This is a genomic window from Actinomyces succiniciruminis, from assembly GCF_900002405.1.
Lineage (GTDB): Bacteria > Actinomycetota > Actinomycetes > Actinomycetales > Actinomycetaceae > Actinomyces > Actinomyces succiniciruminis.
In genome coordinates this window covers 47,142-54,890 of the sequence record NZ_LK995460.1, presented here as the reverse complement: position 1 = coordinate 54,890, position 7,749 = coordinate 47,142, and the positions used below count along the sequence as shown (strand labels likewise).

4 protein-coding genes are annotated in these 7,749 nt (G+C 69.2%); 1 reads left to right on the top strand and 3 read right to left on the bottom strand.

Annotated elements, in window-relative coordinates:
• The 3 genes from BN1056_RS00285 to BN1056_RS00275 form a co-directional block, all read right to left on the bottom strand.
• Positions 1–234 (bottom strand): hypothetical protein (locus tag BN1056_RS00285; RefSeq protein WP_210578175.1); only part of this gene is annotated, 234 nt, incomplete at its 3' end.
• Positions 235–246: 12 nt separating this feature from the next.
• Positions 247–3,210 (bottom strand): alpha-L-rhamnosidase, encoded by a 2,964-nt coding sequence (locus BN1056_RS00280; RefSeq protein WP_210578169.1) that lies wholly within the window; start codon positions 3,208–3,210, stop codon positions 247–249.
• 513 nt (positions 3,211–3,723) lie between these two features.
• Positions 3,724–4,545 (bottom strand): hypothetical protein, encoded by an 822-nt coding sequence (locus tag BN1056_RS00275; RefSeq protein WP_210578167.1) that lies wholly within the window; start codon positions 4,543–4,545, stop codon positions 3,724–3,726.
• Positions 4,546–5,366: 821 nt separating this feature from the next.
• On the opposite strand from BN1056_RS00275, the gene BN1056_RS00270 reads away from it, so the two are divergent.
• Positions 5,367–7,700 (top strand): PKD domain-containing protein, encoded by a 2,334-nt coding sequence (locus tag BN1056_RS00270; RefSeq protein ID WP_210578165.1) that lies wholly within the window; start codon positions 5,367–5,369, stop codon positions 7,698–7,700.
• Positions 7,701–7,749 lie beyond the last annotated feature (49 nt).

Sequence of the window (7,749 nt, the reverse complement as noted above, 5' to 3'; positions counted from 1 at the left end):
GGCGACGGCCCCCGCCCGGTCGGCGACGGCCCCCGCCCGGTCGGTGACGGCCCGGCCGGGCCCGCCGGTGCCGGTGGCCGCGCCGTCGCCGCGGGCGGATGCAATGCTGCGCCACACCCCGCGCACCGCCCCGCAAGGCGCGTCGACGACGGGACCGGGCCCGCCCTGCGGGACCGCGATCGGCGTGGAGGCGGGGTGGGCTCCGGGGGACGTCGACTCGCCGTGCGTTCGCATGACGGCAGGACCTCAGGCCACCAGGTGGTGGCGGCCGTGGGACAGTTCGAGGGGCGGCTCCCCCTCGCGTCCCGGCAGGGTCACCCGCGCCCGTGCCCCGACGGGGACGACGACGTCGAGTTCCAGGCGGCCCTGGCCGGCGGCGGCCGCCTGCGGCGTGACCTCGCGGCCGGACTCGTCCACCAGGCGCCAGGAGGAGACCGCCCAGCCGTAGGGGGTGCGGTGCATGGACTCGGCGTGGGTCAGGCCCCCGCCCGGTGCCGGGGCCACCTCGATCACCCGGTAGCCGGGCTCGGCCGGCGCCAGGCCCGCGACACTGCGCTGCAGCCAGGCCGCGACCGCCCCCAGGGCATAGTGGTTGAAACTGGTCATGTCGCCGGGGTTGATGGTCCCGTCCGGCAGCATGGAGTCCCAACGCTCCCAGGTGGTGGTGGCCCCCATGGTGACCGTGTACAGCCAGCTCGGGCAGGAGGTCGTCAGCAGCAGCCGGTAGGCGGCGTCGGCGTGACCGGTCGCCGTCAGCGCCCCGGTGAGCACGGGCGTGCCCGCGAAGCCCGTGGACACATGCCCGCCGGAGGCCTCCACCAGCTCGGCCAGCCGATCCCCGGCCACCTGGCGGTGCTCCTCCGAACCGGTCAGGTCGAAGGTGATCGCCAGGGCGTAGGCGGTCTGCGTGTCGGAGGTCATGTGCCCGGCGCCGTCGGTGAAGCGGGCGCGGAAGCCCTCCCCGATCGCCTCCGCCAGGGCGGTGTAGCGAGCGGCGTCGTCGTTCTTGCCGAGGACGGCCGCCCAGCGGGCGACGATCCGGGCCGACTGGGCGAAGAAGGCGGTGGCCACCAGGTAGGGGTCGGTCATTGCCTGCATGGGGTTGTCCGGCGGGGCGGAGGGGTCCAGCCAGTCGCCCAGCTGCATGCCGGAGTCCCACACGTGATCGTCCGCGGACAGGGAGTCCACCAGGTCCACCCAGGCCTTGGCGGAGTCGTACTGCTGGGCCAGCAGGCCGCGGTCGCCGGTGGCCCGGAACAGCTCCCACGGCACCACGGTGGCGGCGTCGCCCCACACGGCCGCCGGCCGCGGCGGGGTCCAGAGCCCGCCCGGGATCACGGGCACGTACCAGGTGACGGTGCCGTGCGCGGCCTGCTCGAGCGCCAGGTCCGCCAGCCAGGAGGACAGCAGCCCGGTGCAGCCGTAGTGGAAGGCTGCGGTGGGGGCGAAGGCCTGGATGTCGCCGGTCCAGCCCAGGCGCTCGTCGCGCTGCGGGCAGTCGGTGGGCAGGGCGACGAAGTTGTCCCGCATGGACCACCGCGAGTTCTCGTGCAGGCGGTTCACGCGCGCGTCCGAGCAGTCGAAGGCGCCCAGCCGTTCCATGGAGGTGTGTACGACGACGGCGGTGATCGCCCCGGCCTCAATGTCCCGCTTGGCGGCCGCCGCCCCACCCGGCCAGCCGGCCACGTCCGCGTAGCGGAAGCCGTGGATGGTGAAGGCGGGCTCCCACTCCTCCACGCCGTCGCCGGCCAGCGTGAAGCGGTCGGTGGCGGCGGCACCGCGCAGCGGGCGCGTACCCAGCCGACCGTCCTCCAGCACCTCGGCGTGCCGCAGGGTGATGGTGGTGCCCGCCGGGCCGGCCACGCGGATGCGCAGGCGGCCGGACAGGTTCTGCCCGAAGTCGATCAGCACGCGCTCCGGGGCGGTCTCGATCTCCGCCTCCCCGATCGACATCACCTGCCGCTCCTGCACCGTGACCGCCACCGGAAGCAGCGTCTCCTGCGCGCGCACCGGGGCATCCAACGGCATGATCAGCTGCTCGGCGTCCGAGGCGCCCACGGCCACCGGCGACCATTCGGCGTCGTCGAATCCGGGCGCCGACCAGCCCGGAGTGAGCAGACGGGCGTCCACCGTCTCGCCCTCGTACAGGCCGGTGAACAGGATCTCGCCGGCGCCCGCCCGCCAGTCCGGGCCGGTGGCGACCGTGGTGCGGGTGCCGTCTGCGTGGGTGAGCTCGAGCTGAATGATGGCGGCGACGTCGTCGCCATACAGGTTGCGGTAGCCGCCGTCGAAGCCGATGTGTCCGCGGTACCAGCCGTCGGCCAGCTGCGCGCCGAGCGCGTGGCGGCCGACGCCGTCGCCGGCGGGGGATGAGTCCAGCAGTTGAGCGGTGACGTCGTAGGCGCGGGCCACCAGGCGCTGCCCGTATACGGTCCAGCCGGGCACCAGCTCGTCGGTGCCGACGCGGCCGCCGTCGAGCTCGGCGCGGATCAGGCCGTGGGCGCTGACGTAGGCGCGGGCGGCCACCACCGGGCGGTCGACCGTGAACTCGTGGCGCACGCGCGGCGGGCGGCGGTCGCTCTCCGGGTTCTCCGGCCAGGCGGGGCCGACGGGCAGCGCCTCCCAGTCGGCGGCATCCAGCAGGCCGGCCTCGTAGACAACCGGCTCGGACCATTCGGTGGTGGCGGGCACCGCCGTCGACGGCGCGGTGGCGGAGGCGGCCACGGCGACGCTGCCGGTCACGCGCACCCGCACCACCACGCGCTCGCGGGAGACGAGCGGGGCGGCGGGCCAGTCGGTCAGGACGCCGTCGGCTGTGGCCAGGGGAAGAGTTTCAGGGGTGGCGATCGGGATCCCGGCCGGGTCGGTGCGGGTGAGCTCGACCTCGGCGTCGGTGGGGGTCCAGCCGGCGGGTGCGGTGGCGATCTCCCAGGACAGGCGCGGCGCGGGAGCGGCACCGCCCAGGACATCCCCGGGGAGGTATTGCTCGAACTTGAGGTGAGTGGGGGCGGCCAGTTCGCCTACGGGGTCGGGCAGGGCGGCAGCGGTAATGGCGGGCTCGGGGACGGCGGGCCGGGCAGATGGGAGGACGCCGTCGGGCTTGGAGACTGAGACCTCGGGGAGTGGGCCCGGCGCCGGGGGAGACGGGGGCTGGGGCGCGGTGGCGGGCTGCTGCGGTGCGTGAGGTGTTGGTGTTGTCTGCGTTGACACGGTGTGGCTCCGTCTGCGGTGACGTGGGGCGGGCGTTGAAACGACTCAAAGGTTAATTGGAGGGGTGGGGCTGAGTCAATGGGCGGCAATAGGGGGTGATGGGCGGCAATGGGGGTCGCCCCGCGGGCCTCCTGGTTGGCGGCAGCCCGGCAAGCGGTGTCCGAGGCGCGCGTCGAAGGCAACCGGCAGACCCGAGGACGACCTTGGGCGGGCGAACGCGTCCCCTTCGGCTCGAGAACGCCGTCGCAAGCCTCAGAACGGCCCCGCTTGGACGCTAGAGCACGTCGTCCTCATCCCGGGCGCGACCCTGAACGGGCGAACACGTCCTTTTCGTCCCGAGATCGACCTTCACCCGTGCGGGTGTTCGCCGTGCTTGAAACTCGAGCCGCACTACTCCCACAGGCCGGGAACGCGGCGGGCGTGCAGCGTCACGCTTGGCGGCATGTGCGCCATGACTCTTGACGTCAGTCGGGCCTCGTCATTGAGGTCTGCGTACGTCACTCGCATGAACGATCAGCCCATGGCGCCGATGGCGTCCTGCCGGAGCTTCTCCTCCCAGACGTCGTCATTCACGCTGTACTTGCTGCGGCCGTCGAACTCGATCGCCAACCGCAGATCCGACCAGGCGAGGTCGAGGAAGCGCCGGCCGCCGGCTCCGAGCAGGATTTCGTATTGCAGCTCCGGTGGCGGCAGCCCGAGTGCCACAACCAGCCGCCGGGTCAGGCTTTCACCGGGTGACTCCGAGAAGGGGCTCGCCATGGCGACGACGGCGCGGGCGCGCACCGCTCCCCGCCGTGGTCCTTCGGCCTCCACCGCCGCCAGCAACTGGGGGCGAACGTGCTCCCACCGGGACTGGGCCTGCTGCGGGTTGAAGCGATCGGGGCGGCACAGCGCCCGCATGGCCGAATCGACGATCGTGATCGACTCGCGCGCAGGCAGGTCGAAGGCACAGTCGACCGCCGTTCTCAGCAGGGTCGTGACCGGTAGCCCGTTGACCACCTCCACATCTTCGGGCCGCAGGCGGGAGCGACGGCGTCTCAGACTGACGGCACGACCCGGCCCGGAAGGGTGTGGAAGGCTCGCATCCGCGAAGTCGATGGGAGCCAACGGTTGTCGGGCACGCTTGGGATTCGTAGGTACCGCGATGCGAATATCGGTTTCGCCGCGACGCAGCCACAGGCCGTGTACGAGTGCCGCGGCCTCATGGGTGAGTACGACCGCGGATCTGGCTGAGTGAACGGCAGCGACACAGCGGGCCAGGCCAACCTCGCGCTGCTGCGCCCACACCGCCTGCCCGGGAGTCGGAAGCAAGGCGACGCCGGGAGAGATCTGCACGCGGGCGTCCACGGCCCGAGCTCTGCTGGGGCGCCCGGCGTAGGCGAACTCGATGGTCGGTAGCGGAGGCGGTGCGGGTGCGCTGCAACTGAATTGGCAGGTGTTCTTGCACGCAATAGTCGTTGGGGTGAACCCACCCGATACTGAGTTTTCGTTGGTATTATGCGGAATTGTCGGTTGGGTTGGAGTTGGGTGGTGTGGCTCCAGTGTGCAACGGGCGCCTCGTTGCACACTGGAGGCGGCTCATGGCTGCTGGCGGTCTCAGTAGAACCGCGGAATCGTGCGGATTGTGAGATCGGACTCTGAGGAGAAGTGTGCAATGCGGCGGGCTACGGCGCGAGCGCGCACTGTTCCCCGTCACGGCCATCACCGCATAACCAGGTCTACGCCACATCAAGAGACTTGACTCGAGGAGATCGCAGCTTGTCCACGGGCGGCCGGTCGGTCCTGTGGCGAAGAATCGATGCGGGCGGCAGATAGTAAGCAGGTGGCGCCGGAGATAAATCGGGATCGCTAGCGATGGTGCTCCCGTCACTTGCGGTTGACGCATGCCCTAGGTGTTGACAGTATCGCACGGACGGTCTACCTTCCGTATGTAGAACGGTCTACGAACAACTGAAGGGGCGCTGGTGCCTCCTCCGGGTCGACCGTTCACGGTTCGCGCCGTCGATGACGGTGTGCGCGTCTAGGGCCACCCGGCGGGGTGATTGCATGAAGGAAGACCAATGACAGAGAAGCCAATGCCGCCCTCTCAACTACGACCGACATCGTCGCGACGGCGTCGCCCGCTCTGGGGCGGCTGGCGTAGAGGGATACGCCGCATGATTGCGCCACCGGGGCGTCTGCTGTGGCTGGGGGCATTCCTGTGTTGCGCATTGTCGTTGATGGCCGGCGGTATGCCGGTCGCCCGCGCCGCCGCGGCGCCTCTGGGGAGTGGCGAGTTGTGTGCTACTTCGACTACGGGTGCGGTTATTGTCACTGCCGAGTGCCTCGACGCTACCTACGCCGATGCCGTCATCGAATCGGAGGAGGATGTTACCTCGCCGACAACGTTGCACATTGTGCGGGGCTACTTCGAGGGGACGTCATCGCGGTTCGCCGTTTACCTGCCTCCCGCTGGGCAGTGGCAGGGCCGCTTCTTCCAATACACCTACCCGCTCACCGATGAGAACGCCGCGGATGAGACGATCCTGTTCGGTGTTAACTCCGGCGGATACACCGTCCAAGCCTCCGGCTCAAGCGGCTACAGGCACGCGGCGGCGGCCGCCAAAGTGTCCCGTGAGATCGCCGCCTCCTACTACGGCGACGATGGGCGCCATATCTACGGCTACCTGTATGGGCCCTCTGGTGGTTCCTTCCAGACCGTCGGTGCCGTCGAAAACACCACCGGCGTCTGGGACGGCTTTGTCCCCACGGTAATGGGCACGCCCGTGTCCATCCCCAATAACTTCTTCATCCGCGCGATGGGAAGATTGGTTCTCGGTGACGTGCGCCAGCAGATTTCCGGCGCCGTACTCAACGGCTCCGATCCGTACGCCGGTCTGAACGATGCGCAGACCCTGATGCTGGAGGAGATGACTGCCCTGGGCGTCCAGCTCGAGGGCTGGGAGGACCCCGACTACCTTCTTGGCTACAGCTTCGATGACGGTCTGCTCGGTTATGTCGCAATGGTGAAGAGGATGGACCCGACCTACGCCGACGATTTCTGGAATGAGTCCGGCTACCTCGGCACCGAAGACTCCCCGTTGGGTGAAGTCGTCAGAGCGGCACTGGTGGATACGACTCTTTCCGTCACTGCTGTGGAGCGCGACGGTGCCGGGTCCCCGGCCGCGCTCATGACGGAGGGTTTTCCCGCTGGTGCCTTGGATGAAGGCCTCGACATGCAGGTACTGGATAACGATGGCGCCCCCGTGGGAGAGCTTGTCGGCACGCTCGACGCTACAACCGGACGCATTCACCTGGATGAGGGGAGCGATGCGGCGGCGTTGGCGGCGCTGGCGGAAGGTATACAGATCGCTGCCGACAACCGCTGGTCGATAGCGGTGCGCTCTTATTACCGCCACCAACTTCCGCCCCAGGAGGAGGGCTTCACGGTATACAACCGCTTTTACGACGACGCCGGTGAGCCGCTCTATCCGCAGCGGCAGTCGCGCATTGCAGGCATGATGGCGAGTTCAATCTCGGGTGGTGCCACCTACTCGGGCCTGTTCCAGGGGAAAGTCATTCTGATGTCGAACTTGCAGGACGTCGACGCCTACACCTGGCACGCTCCCTGGTATGTCGAGCGCGTGCGTTCAGCCCAGGGCGATGCCGGGGTGGATGAACGGTTGCGGATCTACGTAAACGAGAACGCCGATCACCTTGAAGGCCCGGTAACCGGCGAGAAGTCGACCCGGATCGTCTCCTACGATCCCATGGTGCAACGAGCCCTGCGTGAACTGGTGGCGTGGGTGGAGGAAGACGTCGAGCCGGCGTCTTCCACCTCATACACCGTTGCCGGCGGTCAGGTCGTCCTGCCGTCCACAGCGGCGGAGCGGGCGGGTGTGCAGCCCGTGGTGACTCTTGCTGCCGACACCACCACTGCTGAAGTCGGGCAACCGGTCCGATTCGAGGTGAGTGCCGATATGCCGGCGTCCGCAGGAGAGGTGGTCCGTATCGACTGGGAGTTCACCGGAACCGGTGATTACGTCGAGGCCATGCAGACGTCCGAGGAAAACGTACGTGCGAGTGTCGAGCACGTATTTGCTGAGCCGGGTGCCTACTGGGTCACCGTGCGGGCGACGTCGGCTGCCGCAGAAAACTCCGATTCTTTCGCCCAGGTGCAGAACCTCGCCCGGGTCCGCGTGGTTGTGCGGGAAACCGGGGGCCAGTCGGACCCGACTCCGATGTCGACACCCTCGGCCACCGATGCGGCGCCTACGCCGCTCGCGACCCGCCCCGCAGTGCAGTCGGCCTCCACCATCGCGCCGAGTACCGCAGTGACTGCGAGCGCGACAGTGCCCGGCGCCGCGGTGTCGGCGACCCCGACGCCATCTGCGGCGAGTGGCTCGGCGAAGACATTGGCCCGGACCGGTGTACCGGCAGTAGCGCTGATGGCAGGTGCTGTATCCGTTCTCGCGCTCGGCGCGCTATTGGTGGCTCGACGACGCGCCTGACTGCGTCCGGTCCGGAGGCGTGCCGAGGTCGTTCGCACGCCTCCGGGCC